This window comes from Streptomyces sp. NPDC002776 (genome assembly GCF_053592195.1).
Map to the genome: position 1 here is coordinate 46,729 of NZ_JBSFVG010000011.1, position 17,746 is coordinate 64,474.

Consider the following 17,746-nt stretch of genomic DNA (forward strand, 5'->3'; position numbering starts at 1 on the left):
AGATTGACCGACGGCTGACAACGTAGTCAAAGGTTTATCGATCAAGAACCCCTGTGAGACACCGGTTCAATCGGCCGAGCTCTGCGGTATGGTCTGCCGACCCTTGGTATGGCAGATCGAGGAGCGTGCGCGTGTTCAACCGGAACCGATGCCTGCGGCAGGTGGCGGCCATCGCGTCCATATCGTCCCTGATGACAGGATGCGGAATTCTCTCCTCGGACTCTTCCGAGGACGAAGGGCCGATCGTCGTGGGCACCACCAGTGCGCCGAGCACGCTGGATCCCGCCGCGTCGTGGGACAGCTCCTGGGAACTGTTCCGCAACATCTACCAGACACTGCTCAGTTACCCCGCCGGGGCGAGCGTGCCCGAGCCGGACGCCGCCGAGGAGTGCGCGTTCACCGACAGCACGAACACGGCCTACCGCTGCGAACTGCGTGACGGGCTGGAGTTCTCCGACGGCAGCACGCTGGACGCCCAGGCCGTCAAGTACTCGATCGACCGCATCCGGGACATCAAGGTCAACGGCGGTCCCGCCGGTCTGCTGGGCAGCCTCGACCGGGTCCAGGCGCTGGGCGACCGCGAGGTCGTCTTCCATCTCAACAAGCCGGACGCCACCTTCCCGTTCGTGCTCGCCACGCCCGCCATGTCGATCGTCGACCCGGACAGCTACCCCGCGGACAAGCTGCGCGAGGACGGCAAGGTCGTCGGCTCCGGCCCCTACACGCTCCAGTCCTACGAGGACGGCAAGACGGCCGAGCTGGTCCGCAACGACAAGTACGAGGGCTACGCGGAGCGCGAGAACAGCGCCGTGACCATCCGCTACTTCCAGGACTCCGGCGAGATGGTGGGCGCCCTGCGCGAGCACGAGCTCGACGTCGCCTTCCGCGGTATCGCCGCCGACGACATCCTCGAGCTCCAGACGCACGAGGCGAAGAAGGAGTTCCAGGTCGTCGAGAGCGTCAGCACCCAGATCAGCTACCTGGTCTTCAACCCCAAGGACCCGTGGGCCGCCAAGCCCGCCGTCCGCAAGGCCATCGCCCAGGTCCTGGACCGCCCGGCCATCGCGCACAAGGTCTACAAGGACACCGTCGAGCCGCTGTACTCCATGGTCCCCAAGGGCCTGACCGGGCACACCACCGGCTTCTTCGACGACTACGGCCAGCCCAGCACCTCCAAGGCCCGCCAGATCCTCTCCGAGGCCGGTATCACCGAAAAGGTGCCGCTCATCCTCTGGTACACCACCGACCGCTACGGCTCCGAGACCAAGGCGGAGTTCGAGGAGATCAAGAAGCAGCTGGACGGCTCCGGACTGTTCGAGATCACCCTCAAGAGCCGCCCCTGGAAGACGTACGTCACGGGCTACCAGAAGGGCGAGTACCCGGTGTTCGGCCGCGGCTGGTCCCCCGACTTCCCCGACGCCGACAACTTCATCGCCCCCTTCGTCGGCGACCAGAACGCCCTCGGTACGCCCTACCCGGCCCCGGAGATCACCGGCAAGCTGCTGCCGCGCTCCCGCAAGGAGAGCGACCGCGCCAACGTGGAGAAGGACTTCGAGGAGGCGCAGAAGATCCTCGTCGAGGACGCCCGTCTGCTGCCGCTGTGGCAGGGCCGGCAGTACGTGGCGGCCAACAACGACATCTCCGGCGCGGAGCGGGCGCTGGACCCGTCGACGATCATGATGATGGGCGCGCTGTACCGCAAGACCAGCTGGTAGGGCCGTCCCCCGGGCGCGTTGTCAGTGGTCGCCGGTAGGTTCTGTGGTCAGGAAGCGACGCAGGTCGTAGTGACCGCACACCGAAGGAAGTTGACGTGACCGACATCGCCATGCTGCCCGAGTCCTGGCGCGGGGTTCTGGGCGACGAACTGCAGCAGCCCTACTTCAAGGAGCTGACGGAGTTCGTCGAGGAGGAGCGAGCGAAGGGTCCCGTCTACCCTCCGCGCGAGGAGGTCTTCGCCGCGCTGGACGCGACGCCCTTCGACCGGGTCAAGGTCCTGATCCTCGGTCAGGACCCCTACCACGGCGAAGGGCAGGGCCATGGCCTGTGCTTCTCGGTCCGTCCCGGTGTGCGGACCCCGCCCTCGCTGCGGAACATCTACAAGGAGATGGAGCAGGAGCTGGGCCTGCCGGTCCCGGACAACGGCTATCTGATGCCGTGGGCCCAGCAGGGCGTCCTGCTGCTCAACGCGGTCCTCACCGTCCGCTCCGGCGAGGCCAACTCCCACAAGGGCAAGGGCTGGGAGAAGTTCACCGACGCGGTGATCCGTGCGGTCGCCGACCGGCCCGACCCGGCGGTGTTCGTGCTGTGGGGCAACTACGCGCAGAAGAAGCTCCCGCTGATCGACGAGACGCGGCACGCGGTGGTCAAGGGCGCGCACCCCTCACCGCTGTCGGCCAAGAAGTTCTTCGGGTCCCGTCCGTTCACCCAGATCAACGAGGCGGTCGCGGCGCAGGGCCACGACCCCATCGACTGGCGGCTGCCGAACCTGGGCTGACCTGCTGCGGGGCCGCTCCTGCGGGTCGGCCCCGCCTCGCCGGGATTGCCGGTGGCTGCGGTTAGCGTCGGGGGCGACCAGGCGCCGAGGGTGTGGAGGACGCGGTGGCGGAGCGACAGGAGCGGACGGCGCCGGATGCCGTGATGACACGGATCGGGCAGGTCGTCATGTTGCATCACGCGGGCGACCGCGAGGAGGCCCGGCACCGCCTGCTCGGTCTGTGGGCCGAGATCGGCGAGGACGGCGACCCGCTGCACCGCTGCACCCTGGCCCACTACCTCGCCGACACCCAGGACGAGCCGGACGACGAACTCGCCTGGGACCTCCGGGCGTTGACGGCGGCGGAGGAACTGACCGACGACCGCCTCGCCGAGCACGAGGGGGCGCTCGCGGTCCGGGCGCTGTATCCGTCGCTGCATCTGAACCTCGCCGCCGACTATGTGAAGCTGGACCGCGCCGAGGCGGCGCGGACACATCTGCGGCGGGCCCGGACGGCGGCGGACGCGCTCGCCGAGGACAGTTACGGGGACGGAGTGCGGGCGGCGATCCACCGGCTGGAGCTGCGGCTGGGGGACGACGGGGGCTCCTCCGGAGGCTGGGGGCCGCCGGGGCGGCGGTCCTGACGCTCAACGCCCGTACGTCTGCTCGCAGATCCTCGTCTCCGGGCTCTCCTTGCGCCAGCCGCCGTACTTCCTGCCCAGGGCGCAGACGTCGGTGTTCTTGCGGACCGAATCCGCGACGTCCGGGATCTCGACCCGCGGGTGCGGCGGAGCGGGGCGCTCGGGGCGGGGGTGTGCCGGGCGGGGATGACTCGGGGGAGTGTCCGGCCGGGCGGGTGGTGCCGGCGGCGGGGCGGGGCGGGTCGGCCGCCGGGTCGCCGGGGGTGTGCGTTCCGGGCGGCGGGGCGGGCCGATGAGTTCCAGCGCCTCCTGGGCCGGCGCCTGCACGATCTGCGGCTCCGCCCTGCCGTCCGGCCGGGGCACGGAGGGCCGGGACGGTGCCGTGACCGGCCCCGGGGCGGGCGGGTGCTGGACGGTCACACAGCCCGCCAGGGCCGACGCAGCCACGGTGACCAGGAGCGTTGCGGTCGTCGTCGTTCGATGCACCCGGGTCACTCTGGTGGTTGGGGCCCCCTCCGGGACAGCCCACAAGCGCAGGATGCCCCGCACGGGTGATCTCCGCCCCCGTACGGAGGCCGTGGGTCCGCCGAGGGTGACGTCAGTCGCCGGTGGACCCGTCGACGCGCTCGCGGAGGAGGTCGGCGTGACCGTTGTGGCGTGCGTACTCCTCGATCATGTGGGTGTAGATCCAGCGGAGGTTGAAGGTCTCCCCGGACCGGCTGGTGCCCTTGGAGAAGTCGTCGAGACCCAGGCCGGCGGTGTTGCGCCGGGCCCTTTCGATCTCGGCCTGCCAGGTGTCGTGGGCCTCCTGCCAGGTGTCCGCGGCGGAGAAGTGGAAGTCGCCGTCCCGGTCCTGCTCGGAGGAGTAGAGCACCCCGAGGTCCTCGTCGAGGAGCACCTCGTGGAACCAGTACCGCTCGACCTCGGCCATGTGCCGCACCAGCCCCATCAGGGTGAGCTCCGACGGCTCCACGGAGGCGGTCCTGAGCTGGGCCTCGGTCAGGCCCGCGCACTTCCACCCGAGGGTCTGCCGGTGGTAGTCGAGCCAGCCCTCCAGCATGGTGCGCTCATCGGCGTTCACGGCGGGTTCACGGCGTTCGGTCGTCATGGCCGCATCCTTGCCCAACTCGCCCACGTCCACCAGCGGTTTTACGACGGCCCGAACATCCCTTCCAGCAGCTCGCGCAGTCCGGCGCGCACCTCGTCCAGGGTCGGTTGCCGCGCGCCGAAGGAACCGGCCACGCAGGAGAACATCAGCCCGTCCGCCCACGCCACCAGGGACAGCACGTGCCGGGCCGGATCCGTCGACCCCAGCGCGGTCATCAGCGCGCCGAGCTGTTCGTGGAAGCGGGCGCCGGTGGCGTCGAAGTAGGCGCGCAGCTCGGGGCGCCGGGTGGCCTCCAGGGCCAGTTCGTAGCGGGCGAGCGTCAGTTCGCGGTTGCGGGTCAGGGAGCGGTGGGTGGCCAGGGCGAGTCCGTCCACCAGGGCGTCCCGGCCGCCGCGCGGGTGGGGCATCTCCTCCAGGGCCAGTACGCGGGCCTCGCGTTCGGCGAGCCGCCGTACCGCCAGCTCCAGGAGGGCCTGCCGGGTGCGGGCCAGGTTGGAGGTCGAGCCCTGGGGGAGTCCGGCCGCCTCGTCGACCGCCCGGTGGGTCAGGCCGCGCATGCCGCGCTCGGCGAGCAGACGGAGGGCGGCGTCGGCGACGAGGTCGGCGCGGGCGGCGCCTGCGGTGCGTGCGGACATGGAGATCAACCTACCCGGCTCACTACATCCGTAGTACGGTAATGCTCACTACAGCTGTAGTTGCATCGGGAGGAACCATGGCACAGCCCAAGCGGGCCGTCGTGATCGGTGGCGGGATCGGCGGGCTGACCGCCGCCACGGCACTGCACCGCCGCGGCCTGGAGGTGACCGTACTGGAGCGGGCCCCGTCGCTGGAGCCGGTCGGCGCGGCGATCTCGCTCGCTCCCAACTCCCTGCGCGCCCTCGACGTCATCGGCCTCGGTGACGAGATCCGCGATCTGGCCGCCTGGCAGGGCGACGGAGGACTGCGCGCCCCGTCCGGACGGTGGCTCGCGCACACCGACGCCACCGCCGCGGCCGAACGCTTCGGCGGCCCCCTGGTCCTGCTGCACCGGGCCACCCTCGTCACCAGCCTGGCCGCGGGCCTCCCGCCGGGCACGGTCCGCACGGGCGTCACCGCGACCGTCGCCGATCCGGGCGCCGCCGGCCGCCCGGCCCGCGTGAGCACCCCGGACGGCGACCGGGAGGCCGACCTGGTGGTGGCCGCCGACGGCATCCACTCCGCCGTACGCGGGGTGCTGTTCCCGGACCATCCCGGAGCCGTGTACTGCGGGTTCACCACGTGGCGGGTCGTGATCCCGGTCCCCGGCGCGCAGTTCGCCTCCCACGAGACCTGGGGCCGGGGCCGCATCTGGGGCTCGCACCCCCTCAAGGACGGTCGGGTGTACGCGTACGCGGCAGCCCTGGCGCCCGCCGGGGAGCGCGCCCCCGACGACGAGCGTGCCGAACTGCTGCGCCGCTACGGCGACTGGCACCACCCCGTGCCCGCGATCCTCGCCGCCGCCCGCCCCGAGGACGTCCTGCGCCACGATGTCCACCACGTCGCCCCACCGCTGCCCGCCTTCCACCGCGGCCGGGTGGCCCTCGTCGGCGACGCCGCGCACGCCATGCCGCCGATGCTGGGCCAGGGCGGCAACCAGGCGATCGAGGACGCCGTCGTGCTGGCGCACCATGCCGATGACCTCCCGGCCTACAGCGCCGCCCGCCGTCCGCGGGCGACCGCCGTCGCCCGGCAGTCCGTCAGGACCGCCCGCCTCAACCTGATGACCGGCCGCGCGAGCATCGCCGTACGCGACGCCCTGATCACCGCCGTCGCCAAGGCCGGGCCCGCGCTGCTCCTGCGGGGCTTCGACGGCATCGCCGACTGGCGGCCCCCGCAGCCGCCGTATGCTTCCGTCGTGTCACCCCCAGGAACACGGTAGGAGCATCAGTGAAGGTCGGCTGCATCGGACTCGGCGACATCGCACAGAAGGCATACCTGCCCGTGCTCGGCCACCAGCCCGGTGTGGAAGTGCACCTCCAGACCCGCACGCCCGCCACGCTCCACCGCGTCGCCGACACCCTCCATCTGCCCGCGCGGCAGCGCCACGCCGATCTGGACTCGCTGCTCGCCCAGGGCCTGGACGCGGCCTTCGTGCACGCGCCCACGGTCGTGCACCCGGAGATCGTGGCGCGACTGCTCGAGGCGGGCGTGCCGACGTACGTCGACAAGCCGCTGGCGTACGAACTCGCCGACTCCGAGCGGCTGGTGGAGCTCGCCGAGCGGCGCGGGGTGAGCCTCGCCGTCGGCTTCAACCGGCGCCACGCACCCGGGTACGCGCAGTGCCTGGATCATCCGCGCGAGCTGATCCTCATGCAGAAGAACCGGATCGGGCTCCCCGAGGAGCCGCGCACGATGATCCTGGACGACTTCATCCATGTCGTGGACACCCTGCGCTTCCTGGCGCCGGGGCCCGTCGACGACGTGACCGTGCGGGCCCGTACCGAGGGCGGTCTGCTGCACCATGTGGTGCTTCAGCTCGCCGGCGACGGGTTCACCGCCCTCGGGGTGATGAACCGGCTCAGCGGCTCGGCCGAGGAGATCCTGGAGGTGTCCGGGCAGGACACCAAGCGGCAGGTGCTCAATCTCGCCGAGGTGATCGACCACAAGGGGCAGCCCACGGTGCGCCGGCGCGGCGACTGGGTGCCGGTGGCCCGGCAGCGCGGCATCGAGCAGGCGGTGCTGGCGTTCCTGGACGCGGTGCGCGCGGGCAAGGTGCTCAGCGCCCGGGACGCGCTGGCGACTCATGAGGTGTGCGAGCGGGTGGTGCGGGCGGTGCAGGAGCAGGGCGCCTGATCCGCAGGGTCCGCACGCCCTCGGCCACGCACCAGGCGGCGAGGATCAGCAGCGCCGCCTGCACCGGCCAGTCGCCGAACCGGACGTAGGGCGTGGTGCCCCGGGCCAGCGGCACGTCGTAGACCTGCGCCGTGCGCGCGCTGGTGCCGAGCCAGGAGCCGACGCGCTGTCCGCTCGCGTCGTGCACGGCGGACACGCCGGTCAGGGTCGCGTGCACCATCGGCCGGCCGGTCTCGGCGGCGCGCAGGGCGGCGAGGGAGGCGTGCTGCTCGGGGGCCCAGCTCTGCTGGAACGTCGACGTCGCCGACTGGGCGACCAGCACCTGGGCGCCGTCCTCGGCGAGATGGCGGCTCATGTCGGGGAAGGCCGACTCGAAGCAGACCATCGGGCCCACGCGCAGGCCGCTTCCGGCGTGCATGACGACCTGTCCGGAGCCGCGGCGCCGGTCCTCGCCGGCCGCCTCGCCGACCGAGGTCGCCCAGCCGAGCAGGGAGCGGGCCGGGACGTACTCGCCGAAGGGGACGAGCCGCATCTTGTCGTAGCGGGCGCCGGTCAGGCCGTCGGGGCCGACCAGCACCGAACTCTTGTAGATGCCGGGCCGGTCGGAGCGGCGGGCGTCGACGTTGACGAGGACGGGCGCCCCGGTCTCGCGGGAGAGGGCCGCGAGCCGGTCCGCCAGGTCGGGACGGCGGCCGAGGTCGAAGCCGACGCTGCTCTCGCCCCACACGACCAGATCCACGTCCTGGCCGACGAGTTCGCGGGTGAGCCGCTCCTCCGCGGCGAAGCGCCGGTCGGCGCTGTCGCCGCCCTGGATGACGCCCGGCTGCACGACGGCGATCCGGGTCCGCCCGTCGGCGTCGGGCCGCGGTGACCAGACCCAGGCCGCGGAGGTGACGGTGGCCGTGGCGACCAGTCCCGCGACGGCGGGGACGCGCGCGCCGGGGACCGAGACGAGGACGGCGACGGCGACGTTGAGCGCCACCACCAGAAAACTGAGCAGCCAGATCCCGCCGACCGAGGCGAGCCGCAGCGCCGCCTCCACCGGCCACTGACTGGCCCCGAGCACGCCCCAGGGGCCGCCGAGCCCTTCCCAGGAACGGACCAGCTCCACCCCCAGCCACCCCGACGGCAGGACCGCGAGGGCGGCCCCGGTCCGGCCCGGCCCGGGGGCGCCGGCGAGGAAGCGGCGCACCAGCCACCCCCACGGGGCCCACAGGGCGCCGAGCAGCGCCGCGAGGACGAAGGTGAAGACGTGCAGGTTCGGCAGCAGCCAGTGGTGCATGGCCAGCATGAAGCCGAAACCGCCGCACCAGCCGTCGCGGAGCGCCCGGCGGCCGGTCGGGGCGGTGCGCAGCAACAGCAGCCAGGGCACCAGGGCGACGTAGGCGAACCACCACAGGGCGGGACCCGGAAAGGCGAGGACGGGCAGGGCACCGGCCGCCGTGGCGACGAGGGAACGCCGCCACGGGATGACGAGCCATCGGCCGAACCTCTGCATGCGGCGCCTCCCTGACCCGTGGTTCCTCCAGTGTGCGCGCTGGGATCGGCCCCTAAACAGAGCACCCGCAGGGAATCGATCATCGTGTCGCGGGCAGCTGCCGCCACTTCTCCCGCACGACGACCCGGTCGAGCCGCCAGCCGTCGTCGGTGCGGGTCATGCCGAAGGCGTACCGGCCGCCGCAGACGAAGTCGGGGGCGGCGGAGGGCTCGCCGTCGCGGGCGAGGCGCATCGGGTTGACGTAGTCGGCCTGCACCTGGGCGGTGTCCCCGGTGTCCTGGTCCAGGGTCCCGAAGCGCACGCGGCGGTTGACGATGAGGTGCTGGCGCATCGGGAAGAGCCGCATGTTCTCCGCGAGCCACTCGGCGATCTGTCCGGCGTCCCCCTCGATACCGCCCGCGGAGCGGTAGTCCGCGCGCCCCGCGGGGGCGAACAGCCCGCGGTACGCCTCCCAGTCGCCGTCGTCCACGGCCACCGCGTACTCGGTGATCAGACCGTCGACGGCCAGCCGGTCCATCACGGTCGCGAGCTCCACACGCTGCGTCATCGGCTCAGTGTTGGGCATGGGACGAACGACGCCAAGAGGCATGCCGCGACTGCGTCGCCCTATGCCGCCTCGATGACCTCGCAGCGGATCGCGGACGCCCATTCGACGACCAGCAGTTCGTACTCGGCGCGCTCCTGGGCGGACAGGGTGCCGCCCGCACGCACCCACAGGGCGCGGATCTGCTCGTTCACCTCGGCGGCCGAGCGCACGGAACCAGGGGTTAAGAAATCCGGGGACATGCGGGCAAGCCTAGGGGCAAGCACTGACACTGCGCTACCGAACGGCTACGCATCCCGTATGTGATGAGTCACGGAAAATTCCGCCGCGGTCAGTGCGCAGGCTCGCCCGCGTGAGGGCTCAGCGCACCGGTGGCCACCAGCACGATGATCAGGATGCCGAGGGCGATGCGGTAGTAGACGAAGGGCATGAAGCTCTTGGTGGAGATGAATCGCATGAACCAGGCGATGACTGCATATCCGGTGAAGAAGGCGATGACCGTCGCGAAGATCGTCGGGCCCCAGGTGACGTGGCCGCCCTCCATGGCGTCCTTGAGTTCGAACAGGCCGGAGGCGAGGACCGCGGGGATCGCGAGGAGGAAGGAGTAACGGGCCGCCGACTCGCGGGTGTAGCCCATGAACAGGCCGCCGCTGATGGTGGCGCCGGACCGGGAGACGCCCGGGACCAGGGCCGCGGACTGGCAGAGGCCGAAGATCAGGCCGTCGCGGACGTTGAGGTCCTTGAGCTCCTTGCGCTGCTTGGCGGCGCGGTGCTTGCCGCCGCTCTCGTCGCGGGCCGCCATGCGGTCGGCGATGCCGATGATGATGCCGACCACGATCAGCATGGTCGCGGTGATGCGCAGATCGCGGAACGGGCCCTCGATCTGGTCCTTCAGCGTCACGCCGAGGACACCGATCGGGATCGAGCCGACGATCACCAGCCAGCCCATCTGAGCGTCGTGGTCGCTGCGCATCGCCTTGTTCGTGAGCGATCTGGACCACGCCAGGATGATCCGCCCGATGTCCTGGCGGAAGTAGATCAGCACGGCCGCTTCCGTGCCGATCTGGGTGATCGCGGTGAAGGCCGCGCCCGGGTCCTCCCAGCCGGAGAACGCCGCGGTCAGCCGCAGGTGGGCGCTGGAGGACACGGGGAGGAACTCAGTCAGCCCCTGGACGAGTCCGAGGATGAGGGATTCAAACCAGGTCATGAAAGTACGACGTCCAAGTGCTGATGGCGGTAGGCGAGAACGGCCACACCGCGCCACGGGGGCACGGTGATCACAGTGGTCGAGGGCAGCGTAGCGCCCCTCGGTGACGGCCATGGCACAGGGGTTTGGCAGAGAGCGCCCGGCCCCGCCCGTCGCTAGCCTGGATTCATGGCTACCGTGCGGGTCAGAGGGGTCGAGGTCGCCTACGCGCGCGTGGGAGACGGACCGGGGCCGCCCCTGGTCCTGGTGCACGGCGCGGGTCTGGACGGCCGGATGTGGCGGCCGCAGACCGAGGCGCTGGCCGGCGACTTCACGGTCGTCGCCTGGGACGAACCGGGCGCCGGGCGCTCCTCGGACGTGCCCGGCGGATTCGGGCTCGCCGACTACGCCCGCGCCCTCGCCGCCGTCATCGAGGACCTGCGGCTCGGCCCGGCCCATGTCGCCGGGCTCTCCTGGGGCGGCACCGTGGTGCTGGAGCTGTACCGGCAGCGGCCGGAGCTGGTCAGGACGCTGCTCCTGGCCGGCACCTACGCGGGCTGGCAGGGCTCGCTGCCGGCCGACGAGGTGACCGCGCGGGTGGTGGCCGCCGAGCGGATGCTCGCCGCGCCGCCCGAGGAGTTCGATCCGACGCTGCCGGGGCTGTTCGCCACCGGCGCTCCGCCCGCCGAGTTCGCGGCCCTGCTCGACGCGATGCGGCGTGACGTGCGCCCCAGGACGCTGGGGGCACAGCTGCACCTGATGGCCGAGGCCGATCTCCGGGACGTGCTGCCTCGCGTCGCGGTGCCGACCCTGCTGCTGTGGGGCGAGGCCGACGCCCGGTCGCCGCTGGCGGTCGCCCGGGACTTCGCCGCGGAGATCGCGGGCGCCGAGCTGGTCCTGCTGCCCGGGGCGGGGCACTTGAGCAACCTGGAGGACCCGGAGGGGTTCACGCGGGCGGTGCGCGCCTTCTGCCACGCCCACGCGTGAGGGCTCAGGCCGCCGCCGTCGGCCCCGCCACCGTCCAGCCCTCGGCCTGCGGATGGGCGCTGAGGTCCTCGTGGCGCACCTCGTCGCCGCAGGCCGAGCAGGTGACCACCGGGAGCAGTTCGTTGCCGCAGACGTGCTCGATCACCATCGGCCGGTTCTCGTCCCCGCGCAGATGCCGGTCGCCCCACGCCATGAGGGTCACCAGGACCGGTTCCAGTTCCAGGCCCGCCCGGGTGGGCCGGTACTCGAAGCGCTGCGGCCGTTCGCTGTAGGCCCGCTTGGTCAGGATCCCGGCGTCCACGAGGCGGCGCAGCCGGGTGGCCAGGATGTCGCGCGGGGCGCCGATGTTGCGCACCAGCTGGTCGAAGCGGCCGTTGCCGAGGCACACCTCCCGCAGGACGAGCAGGGAGTACTTCTCGCCGACCAGTGCCAGGGCGTCGGCGATGGAACAGGGGCGCGGGTCCTTGGGGGCGGGCATGACGCCAAGCCTAATAGAGGGTTTGTTTTTCCAACTCACCGGTCTATGGTGAGTTTGGATTTCCTACTGACCAGTAGTCGCGGAGGCCGCTCCATGCGTGACGCAGTGATCGTCGAAGCCGTACGCACCCCCCTCGGCAAGGGCAAGCCCGGCGGTGCCCTCGCCCACGTCCACCCCGTCGAACTCCTCGCCCACACCCTGCGCACCCTCGTCGAGCGCTCCGGCGTCGACCCCGCGCTGATCGACGACGTCATCGGCGGCACCGTCGACCAGGTCGGTGAGCAGGCCATGAACACCACCCGCTACGCCGCCCTGTCGGCCGGCTTCCCCGAGTCGGTGCCGGCGACCACCGTGGACCGCCAGTGCGGCTCCTCCCAGCAGGCCGTGCACTTCGCCGCGCAGGGCGTCGTCGCGGGCGCCTACGACCTGGTGGTGGCCTGCGGGGTGGAGTCCATGAGCCGGGTGCCGATGTGGTCCAACGTGCCGCCCGGCAAGGACCCCTTCGGCCCTGGCATCGCCGAGCGCTACCCCGAGGGCCTGGTCCCACAGGGCATCAGCGCCGAACTCATCGCCGCCAAGTGGTCGCTCACCCGGGACCGGATGGACGCCTTCGCGGTCTCCTCCCACCACAAGGCCGCCGAGGCCTGGGCCACGGGCCGCTTCGACGCCGAGGTCGCCCCCCTGGACGGGGTCGCCCGCGACGAGTGCGTCCGCCCGGACAGCACCACCGAGATCCTGGCCGGACTGAAGCCCGCCTACCACGACCCCGCCTTCGCGGAGCGCTTCCCCCAGATCGAGTGGAACGTCACCGCGGGCAACGCCAGCCCCGTCAACGACGGCGCCTCCGCGGTGCTCATCACCTCCGCCGACACCGCGGCCCGGCTCGGCCTGCGCCCGCTCGCGCGGCTGCACAGCTTCGCCGTGACCGGCTCCGACCCGCTGCTGATGCTCACCGGAGTCGTCCCCGCCACGGAGCAGGTGCTGCGCCGGGCCTCGCTCACCCTGGACGACATCGACCTGTTCGAGGTCAACGAGGCCTTCTCCAGCGTGGTCCTGGCCTGGCAGCAGGAGACCGGCGCCGACCTCGCGAAGGTCAACGTGCACGGCGGCGCCATCGCCCTCGGCCACCCGCTCGGCGCCAGCGGCACCCGGCTGACGACGACCCTGGTGCACGCGATGCGCGAGCGCGGCGCCCGCTACGGCCTGCAGACGATGTGCGAGGCGGGCGGCCTCGCCAACGCGATGATCCTGGAGTCGGTCTGACCGCTCAGTGGCCGCGCAGGTGATGACGCTTGCGCCAGGCCACCACCACGCCCGCCAGAGCCGGTACGGCGATACAGGCCAGCGCGATCAGGAAGGCGGGCGAGGTCGGCGCCGAGGCACGGGCGCCGGCCACCACGTAGGCGGCGGTGTTCGGGATCGAACCGAGCGCCGTCGCCAGCAGGAACGGCACATAGCCCATGCGGGAGACGGCGGCGCAGTAGTTCGCCGCCCAGAACGGCACCCCGGGGAACAGCCGCACCGCCAGCATCGAGCGGAAGCCGTGCCGGGACAGCTGCCCGTCCGCCGCCTTCAGCCAGCGGCCCCGCAGCAGCGGACGCAGCGCCTCCTGGCCGAGGATCCGGCCGAGCCCGAAGGCGAGCCCCGCCCCGAGCACGGTCCCCGCCACCGCTGCGGCCAGACCCAGCTGGGAACCGAAGAGCGCGCCCGCGCCGAGGTTCAGCAGCGGCCGCGGCACGAACGCCACCGTGCACAGCCCGTACACCACCGCGAACACCACCGTCGCCGCGGCCCCGCTCACCTGCGGGGGCCAGCCGTCCGCCAGCAGCCGCTGCGGCTCGAAAAGCAGCACGGTGACCGCGGCCGAGGCCAGCAGCGCGACCAGCAGGGACAGCCGCGTCCAGGGCGAGAGCAGCGCTCTGGTGCAGCGCGCGGCGAAGCTGGAGGGTACGGCGACGGCGAGCTCCGAAGTGGCGGCCCGGGGAGAGACCACGGCAGTGCCCCCAGAGCGGGTGTGGGCATCGAGCATCCGGTGACACTAACCGACAAATGTGTGTGATCGCCGTATGGTTCGTCTCATGAGCGTGACAGGCGGGAGAACCCCCGAGGTCCCCGACAGCGCGTGCACGGCGCCGCGGCCGATCCGGAACGGGCCGCGCCCATGCGGGCGTACATGAAGGACGTGGCCCACCCCGTCCTGCGCTGCTGGCGGCTGCCGGAGCGCGAGTACCAGTACTGCGCTACCGCCCTGCTCCACCAGCTGCGCTACCGGCAACACACCGACAGGGACGCTTCGTGCCACTGTCGGTGCGGGAGGCGCTGAAGAACATCGGGGCCTGAAGTCCCGTATCCCGGGCGGCGCCTGGGGTGATACCGCCGAAAACCATTCGACGTCGGACACCGCGTCGACGAGTATCGGCCTCATGTTCCGGCACGCCTTCGTCCTCGCAGCATCCGCGGTCGCGGATGCCCCGAAGGCTGCCGTCCTCGTCTTCCCGGCCGCAGTCGACGGCGCCCGAAGCTGACCCTCTCCGGATCGTCCGGCGGACCCCGCAGGGGGAGGGTCGGCCGCTTCCCGGGGTCCCACCGCCACTTCTGACGCTTCGAGGTACCGCCATGTCCAAGACGGCTTACGTTCGCACCAAACCGCATCTCAACATCGGCACGATGGGCCATGTCGACCACGGCAAGACCACCCTGACCGCCGCCATCACCAAGGTCCTCGCCGAGCGCGACTCCGGCACCCGTTACGTGCCCTTCGACCGCATCGACCGGGCGCCGGAGGAGGCCGCGCGCGGCATCACCATCAATATCGCGCACGTCGAGTACGAGACCGACACCCGGCACTACGCCCATGTGGACATGCCGGGCCACGCCGACTACGTCAAGAACATGGTCACCGGCGCCGCGCAGCTCGACGGGGCGATCCTCGTCGTCTCCGCGCTCGACGGGATCATGCCGCAGACCGCCGAACACGTACTGCTGGCCCGGCAGGTGGGCGTGGACCATGTGGTCGTCGCGCTGAACAAGGCGGACGAGGCCGACGAGGAGCTGGTCGAACTCGTCGAGCTGGAGGTTCGCGACCTGCTCACCGAGCACGGATACGGCGGTGACAGCGCCCCTGTCGTACGGGTCTCGGGGCTCCGCGCCCTGGAGGGCTACCCGAAGTGGACGGCGGCCGTCGAGGCGCTGCTGGACGCGGTGGACACCTACGTCCCGACACCGGAGCGGTATGTGGACGCGCCGTTCCTGCTGCCCGTCGAGAACGTGCTGACCATCACCGGCCGCGGCACCGTCGTCACCGGCGCCGTCGAGCGGGGCACCGTGCGGGCCGGCGACCGGGTGGTGGTGCTCGGAGCCGGCGTCGAGACCGTCGTCACCGGCGTCGAGACCTTCGGCAAGCCGATGGCTGAGGCGCAGGCCGGGGACAGTGTGGCGCTGCTGCTGCGCGGGGTGCCCCGGGACGCGGTGCGGCGCGGGCACGTGGTGGCCGCGCCGGGGAGCGTGGTGCCGCGCAGGCGGTTCACCGCGCAGGTGTATGTGCTGTCGGCTCGTGAGGGCGGCCGTACGACCGTGGTCTCCACCGGCTACCGGCCGCAGTTCTACATCCGTACGGCGGATGTGGTGGGCGACGTCGACCTCGGTGCGGCGGGGGTCGCGCGGCCCGGGGAGACGGTCACGATGACCGTGGAACTGGGGCGCGAGGTTCCGCTGGAGCCCGGGCTCGGGTTCGCCATCCGTGAGGGCGGACGGACCGTGGGCGCGGGGACCGTGACCCGTGTGATGGCCGGCTGATGTGCGTGGGGGACTGCCGGCCCGGTCGTGGCTGGTCGCGCAGTCCCCCGCACCCCTTCCCGGCGTTCTCCGCCCCGCACAATGGGGACGTGACCGAAGCCCTCCCCGTCAGCCGGACAGTCGACCACGGCACCGCCAAGCTCATGCCCGACGTCGACCGTGAGCGGGCCTGGCTGCTCACGGTCGACGGGGCTCCGCAGTCCTACGTCGACCTCGACGAGCCGGCTCATCTGGAGTTCGAGTACGCGCGGCGGCTCGGGCATGTGCTGGATGTCGTGGCGGAGCCGGGTGCGGCCTTGGACGTGCTGCATCTCGGGGGCGGGGCGCTCACGATGCCCCGGTACGTGGACGCCACCCGCGCGGGGTCACGGCAGGACGTCGTCGAGGCCGACCGGGGGCTGCTGGAGCTGGTCGTCGAGCACCTGCCGGTTCCCGAAGGCGTACGGCTGCACCCCGCGGACGCTCGTGCCTGGGTGGAGGCGGCCCCCGCCGACTCCGTCGACGTCCTCGTCGCCGACGTCTTCGGGGGGTCCCGGGTCCCGGCGCATCTGACGTCCCTGTCCTACGCCCGCGCGGCCGAGCGCGTGCTGCGCGGCACCGGGGTGTACCTCGCCAACCTCGCCGACGCCGCGCCGTTCACGTTCCTGCGCTCCCAGCTCGCCACCTTCGCGGCCGTGTTCGAGGAGCTGGCGCTGATCGCCGAGCCGGGGGTGCTGCGGGGGCGGCGGTTCGGCAACGCCGTTCTGGTCGCCGCGCACCGGCCCGTCGACCTCGCCGCCCTGACCCGGCTCACCGCGTCCGACGCCTTCCCGGCCCGGGTGGAACACGGGCCGGCCTTGCGGAGGTTCATCGGCGGCGCGCGGCCGGTACGGGACGAGGACGCCGTACCGTCACCCGAGCCCCCCGACGGGGCTTTCGGCATCGGCTGACGGCTGCGCGGAGGCCGCGGTCACGTGCTTGGTACGGCGGCGCAGATTCCGTACGTCCGGGACGCACAGCACCGCCGCCGTGACCACGACGACCAGCACCGCGCAGCCCCACAGTGCCGACGTCCGCCCGAACGCCGACTCCGCCGGGCCCGCCAGCGCGGCGGTCAGCGGGACCAGGGCGACCGAGCCGAACCAGTCGTAGGCGGAGACCCGGGAGAGCTTGTCCTCCGGGATCTCCTGGTGGAGCGCGGTCATCCAGCTGACGCCGAACACCTCGAGGGTCACCCCGGTGAGGAACATCACGGCACACAGGACGCCCACCGAGGTGGGGATCGCCAGGGCGGCGGAGGGCAGGGCCAGCGGGAAGACGCACAGGGAGCCGGCGAGGAGCAGCCGGCGGGGTTTCCAGCGGGTCATCAGCAGGGCGCCGGCGACCGTGCCCGCGCCGAAGAAGCCCAGGGCGAGGCCCCAGGGCGCGGCGCCGCCCAGATGGTCGCGGGCGACCAGGGGGCCGTAGACCGCGTCGGCCGCGCCGACCACCGCGTTCGCGATCGAGAACTGCACGACCACCGCCCACAGCCACGGCCGGCCGCTGAACTCCTGCCAGCCCTCCCGCAGATCGGAGAGCAGGCCGCCGCCGGGGGCGCGCGGCGCGATATGGCTGACGTCGAGGAAGGCGCGCAGCGACCCGGCGACGGCGAAGGCGGCGGCGTCCGCCGCGAGCACCCAGCCGGGACCGATCGCGGCGACCATCGCACCGCCCAGGGCGGCACCGCCCACCGCGGCGCCCTGCATGGCCATCCGGAACATGGCGAACGCGCGGCTCACCTGGTCGCCGCTGACCGAGGACATCAGCATGCCCTCGGCCGCGGGGGAGAAGAAGGCGTGGCCGGTGCCGCCGAGCGCGGTCAGCAGCATCATCTGCCACAGCTGCGGCTCGCCGGTCAGCACCAGCACCGCGAAAGCGGCCTGCGACACGCAGTTCAGGGCGTTGGCCGCGACCATCACCCGGTGCCGGGGCAGCCGGTCCGCCACGGCTCCGCCGATCAGCAGGAACAGCACCAGCGGCAGGGTCCGGGCGGCCGCCACCAGGCCCACGTCGCCGCCGTCCCCGCCCGACTCCAGTACGGCGAACGCGGCGGCGATCAGCGCGCCGTGGCTGCCGAGGTTGGTCACGACCGCGGACGCGGTCAGCAGGGTGTAGTTGCGGCCCGCCCAGGTCGGGCGGCGGAGCGGGATGGTGGGCTTCACCCGGCGACTATCGCCGCGGCGGGGCCGACTTGCCAAATACGATTC

At 72.2% G+C, this 17,746-nt stretch carries 19 protein-coding genes; 9 read left to right on the forward strand and 10 right to left on the reverse strand.

Annotated features, from left to right (window positions below):
* The first annotated feature begins 131 nt into the window (after positions 1 to 131).
* The 3 genes from ACWD11_RS22235 to ACWD11_RS22245 all read left to right on the forward strand — a co-directional run bounded on the left by ACWD11_RS22235 (position 132) and on the right by ACWD11_RS22245 (position 3,117).
* Complete coding sequence (locus ACWD11_RS22235) at positions 132 to 1,715, forward strand: ABC transporter substrate-binding protein (protein ID WP_389417530.1); 1,584 nt, start codon at positions 132 to 134, stop codon at positions 1,713 to 1,715.
* A gap of 95 nt (positions 1,716 to 1,810) precedes the next feature.
* Complete coding sequence (gene ung / locus ACWD11_RS22240) at positions 1,811 to 2,494, forward strand: uracil-DNA glycosylase (protein WP_389417531.1); 684 nt, start codon at positions 1,811 to 1,813, stop codon at positions 2,492 to 2,494.
* A 104-nt stretch (positions 2,495 to 2,598) separates the two neighbouring features.
* A complete protein-coding gene (locus tag ACWD11_RS22245) occupies positions 2,599 to 3,117 on the forward strand; it encodes a hypothetical protein (RefSeq protein ID WP_389417532.1) in 519 nt (172 codons plus the stop codon).
* A gap of 3 nt (positions 3,118 to 3,120) precedes the next feature.
* Here ACWD11_RS22245 and ACWD11_RS22250 read toward each other — a convergent pair whose 3' ends face one another.
* The 3 genes from ACWD11_RS22250 to ACWD11_RS22260 form a co-directional block, all read right to left on the reverse strand.
* Complete coding sequence (locus tag ACWD11_RS22250; RefSeq protein ID WP_389417533.1) at positions 3,121 to 3,600, reverse strand: hypothetical protein; 480 nt, start codon at positions 3,598 to 3,600, stop codon at positions 3,121 to 3,123.
* A gap of 112 nt (positions 3,601 to 3,712) precedes the next feature.
* Positions 3,713 to 4,222 carry a DinB family protein gene (locus ACWD11_RS22255; protein ID WP_451284931.1) on the reverse strand — a complete coding sequence of 170 codons (510 nt, stop codon included), beginning with the start codon at positions 4,220 to 4,222 and terminating at the stop codon, positions 3,713 to 3,715.
* A gap of 41 nt (positions 4,223 to 4,263) precedes the next feature.
* A complete protein-coding gene (locus ACWD11_RS22260) occupies positions 4,264 to 4,857 on the reverse strand; it encodes a TetR/AcrR family transcriptional regulator (RefSeq protein WP_389417535.1) in 594 nt (197 codons plus the stop codon).
* A 77-nt stretch (positions 4,858 to 4,934) separates the two neighbouring features.
* On the opposite strand from ACWD11_RS22260, the gene ACWD11_RS22265 reads away from it, so the two are divergent.
* Both ACWD11_RS22265 and ACWD11_RS22270 read left to right on the forward strand, forming a co-directional pair.
* A complete protein-coding gene (locus ACWD11_RS22265) occupies positions 4,935 to 6,119 on the forward strand; it encodes an FAD-dependent monooxygenase (RefSeq protein WP_451284933.1) in 1,185 nt (394 codons plus the stop codon).
* 8 nt (positions 6,120 to 6,127) lie between these two features.
* Positions 6,128 to 7,033 carry a Gfo/Idh/MocA family protein gene (locus ACWD11_RS22270; RefSeq protein WP_389417537.1) on the forward strand — a complete coding sequence of 302 codons (906 nt, stop codon included), beginning with the start codon at positions 6,128 to 6,130 and terminating at the stop codon, positions 7,031 to 7,033.
* On the opposite strand, the gene lnt is transcribed toward ACWD11_RS22270, so the two are convergent.
* The 4 genes from lnt to ACWD11_RS22290 form a co-directional block, all read right to left on the reverse strand.
* The gene (gene lnt, locus ACWD11_RS22275) at positions 6,957 to 8,531 is read right to left on the reverse strand and encodes an apolipoprotein N-acyltransferase (RefSeq protein WP_389417538.1); all 1,575 of its coding nucleotides are present in this window, start codon (positions 8,529 to 8,531) and stop codon (positions 6,957 to 6,959) included. The genes ACWD11_RS22270 and lnt overlap by 77 nt on opposite strands.
* Before the next feature lie 79 nt (positions 8,532 to 8,610).
* Complete coding sequence (locus tag ACWD11_RS22280; protein WP_389417539.1) at positions 8,611 to 9,078, reverse strand: nuclear transport factor 2 family protein; 468 nt, start codon at positions 9,076 to 9,078, stop codon at positions 8,611 to 8,613.
* Positions 9,079 to 9,137: 59 nt separating this feature from the next.
* Positions 9,138 to 9,317, reverse strand: coding sequence for a hypothetical protein (locus ACWD11_RS22285; protein ID WP_389417540.1), 180 nt, complete (start codon positions 9,315 to 9,317; stop codon positions 9,138 to 9,140).
* A gap of 89 nt (positions 9,318 to 9,406) precedes the next feature.
* Positions 9,407 to 10,282 carry an undecaprenyl-diphosphate phosphatase gene (locus tag ACWD11_RS22290; RefSeq protein WP_451284936.1) on the reverse strand — a complete coding sequence of 292 codons (876 nt, stop codon included), beginning with the start codon at positions 10,280 to 10,282 and terminating at the stop codon, positions 9,407 to 9,409.
* A gap of 168 nt (positions 10,283 to 10,450) precedes the next feature.
* On the opposite strand from ACWD11_RS22290, the gene ACWD11_RS22295 reads away from it, so the two are divergent.
* The gene (locus ACWD11_RS22295; RefSeq protein ID WP_451284938.1) at positions 10,451 to 11,248 is read left to right on the forward strand and encodes an alpha/beta fold hydrolase; all 798 of its coding nucleotides are present in this window, start codon (positions 10,451 to 10,453) and stop codon (positions 11,246 to 11,248) included.
* Positions 11,249 to 11,252: 4 nt separating this feature from the next.
* On the opposite strand, the gene ACWD11_RS22300 is transcribed toward ACWD11_RS22295, so the two are convergent.
* Positions 11,253 to 11,726: a winged helix-turn-helix transcriptional regulator gene (locus tag ACWD11_RS22300; protein WP_451117034.1), complete on the reverse strand. Its 474-nt coding sequence runs from the start codon at positions 11,724 to 11,726 to the stop codon at positions 11,253 to 11,255.
* 93 nt (positions 11,727 to 11,819) lie between these two features.
* Between ACWD11_RS22300 and ACWD11_RS22305 the strand changes: the two genes are divergently transcribed.
* On the forward strand, positions 11,820 to 12,989 hold the full coding sequence (locus ACWD11_RS22305; protein WP_451284940.1) for a thiolase family protein: 1,170 nt from the start codon (positions 11,820 to 11,822) through the stop codon (positions 12,987 to 12,989).
* Positions 12,990 to 12,993: 4 nt separating this feature from the next.
* On the opposite strand, the gene ACWD11_RS22310 is transcribed toward ACWD11_RS22305, so the two are convergent.
* Positions 12,994 to 13,755, reverse strand: a complete 762-nt coding sequence (locus ACWD11_RS22310; protein WP_389417545.1) for a TVP38/TMEM64 family protein — start codon at positions 13,753 to 13,755, stop codon at positions 12,994 to 12,996.
* A 587-nt stretch (positions 13,756 to 14,342) separates the two neighbouring features.
* On the opposite strand from ACWD11_RS22310, the gene tuf reads away from it, so the two are divergent.
* Together tuf and ACWD11_RS22320 are read left to right on the forward strand one after the other, a co-directional pair.
* On the forward strand, positions 14,343 to 15,521 hold the full coding sequence (tuf, locus tag ACWD11_RS22315; protein WP_451284943.1) for an elongation factor Tu: 1,179 nt from the start codon (positions 14,343 to 14,345) through the stop codon (positions 15,519 to 15,521).
* An 89-nt stretch (positions 15,522 to 15,610) separates the two neighbouring features.
* A complete protein-coding gene (locus ACWD11_RS22320; RefSeq protein WP_451284945.1) occupies positions 15,611 to 16,450 on the forward strand; it encodes a spermidine synthase in 840 nt (279 codons plus the stop codon).
* On the opposite strand, the gene ACWD11_RS22325 is transcribed toward ACWD11_RS22320, so the two are convergent.
* Positions 16,412 to 17,701 carry an MFS transporter gene (locus tag ACWD11_RS22325; protein WP_451284947.1) on the reverse strand — a complete coding sequence of 430 codons (1,290 nt, stop codon included), beginning with the start codon at positions 17,699 to 17,701 and terminating at the stop codon, positions 16,412 to 16,414. The genes ACWD11_RS22320 and ACWD11_RS22325 overlap by 39 nt on opposite strands.
* Positions 17,702 to 17,746 lie beyond the last annotated feature (45 nt).

Coding starts and splice junctions, on each gene's coding strand:
- ACWD11_RS22300 (WP_451117034.1), bottom strand. CDS start 11,726: ATGCCCGCCCCCAAGGACCCGCGCCCCTGTTCCATCGCCGACGCCCTG.
- ACWD11_RS22290 (WP_451284936.1), bottom strand. CDS start 10,282: ATGACCTGGTTTGAATCCCTCATCCTCGGACTCGTCCAGGGGCTGACT.
- ACWD11_RS22295 (WP_451284938.1), top strand. CDS start 10,451: ATGGCTACCGTGCGGGTCAGAGGGGTCGAGGTCGCCTACGCGCGCGTG.
- lnt (WP_389417538.1), bottom strand. CDS start 8,531: ATGCAGAGGTTCGGCCGATGGCTCGTCATCCCGTGGCGGCGTTCCCTC.
- tuf (WP_451284943.1), top strand. CDS start 14,343: ATGTCCAAGACGGCTTACGTTCGCACCAAACCGCATCTCAACATCGGC.
- ACWD11_RS22310 (WP_389417545.1), bottom strand. CDS start 13,755: ATGCTCGATGCCCACACCCGCTCTGGGGGCACTGCCGTGGTCTCTCCC.
- ACWD11_RS22265 (WP_451284933.1), top strand. CDS start 4,935: ATGGCACAGCCCAAGCGGGCCGTCGTGATCGGTGGCGGGATCGGCGGG.
- ACWD11_RS22285 (WP_389417540.1), bottom strand. CDS start 9,317: ATGTCCCCGGATTTCTTAACCCCTGGTTCCGTGCGCTCGGCCGCCGAG.
- ACWD11_RS22260 (WP_389417535.1), bottom strand. CDS start 4,857: ATGTCCGCACGCACCGCAGGCGCCGCCCGCGCCGACCTCGTCGCCGAC.
- ACWD11_RS22305 (WP_451284940.1), top strand. CDS start 11,820: ATGCGTGACGCAGTGATCGTCGAAGCCGTACGCACCCCCCTCGGCAAG.
- ACWD11_RS22255 (WP_451284931.1), bottom strand. CDS start 4,222: ATGACGACCGAACGCCGTGAACCCGCCGTGAACGCCGATGAGCGCACC.
- ACWD11_RS22280 (WP_389417539.1), bottom strand. CDS start 9,078: ATGACGCAGCGTGTGGAGCTCGCGACCGTGATGGACCGGCTGGCCGTC.